The following is a 717-nucleotide window of genomic DNA, read 5'->3' as shown; positions in this document are numbered from 1 at the left end:
GCCGTTTCGATGGAAGCGCGATACAGTTTAAACGACAGTACGCTTCACTTCTTTATTGAGCCGCAAAAAGTCAATCATTTTAAACAATAACAGGTAACTACGGGATAGTACTATGTTTAATAAATACAGTATAGGGATACTTGTTCTTTTCATCGTGCTGGGATGGTCTTCTGCCGCCGGGGGACAAGTTCTGGTGGATAATTTTGCAAATGAAAACCAACACAATTTGGGGCAATCCAGCTCTCAAGAGCTTCTTCAAACGAAGATATCATTGAGTGTCAACAATCTGTCCTTGAAAAATGTATTACATAAAGTTCAGCGAAAAAGCGGTGTCCATCTTTTTTATACCCGGGACATGCTACAGGGGAATCCAAAGGTTTCCCTCCAATTTGAAGAAGAAAGCCTTGGAAAAATACTTGACCGATTACTAAAACCACAAGGGCTGGACTATTGGGCGACGGGCAGGTATATCATCCTTCAGAAAAAGCAGCGGACTCCAATTCTGGAAACTGTTAGTGGGCAAGTTACCGATGCATCCTCAGGAGACCCGTTGCCCGGGGTTAATGTGGTGATTAAGGGGACGACACAGGGAACAGCTACAGGTTCTGATGGAGAGTATGAGCTGCCAGTTAATAGTCTTCAAGATACGCTTGTGTTTTCGTTCATTGGTTATCAAACACGGGAAGTTCCAATCAATGGGAGAACACAAATTGACGC

General features: G+C 43.4%; 1 protein-coding gene. It reads left to right on the top strand.

Going from position 1 to position 717, the window contains the following annotated elements; translation table 11 throughout:
- Nucleotides 1-112: 112 nt before the first annotated feature.
- The coding region (locus ACG2F4_RS19365; protein ID WP_395262591.1) for a carboxypeptidase-like regulatory domain-containing protein at nt 113-717 on the top strand (605 nt) is incomplete at its 3' end.

Origin of the sequence: Halalkalibaculum sp. DA3122, from assembly GCF_043951865.1 — a bacterium.
GTDB lineage: Bacteria > Bacteroidota > Rhodothermia > Balneolales > Balneolaceae > JAMQKA01.
The sequence above is the reverse complement of the archived record's forward strand: the minus strand, read 5'-3'. Positions and strand labels throughout refer to the sequence as shown.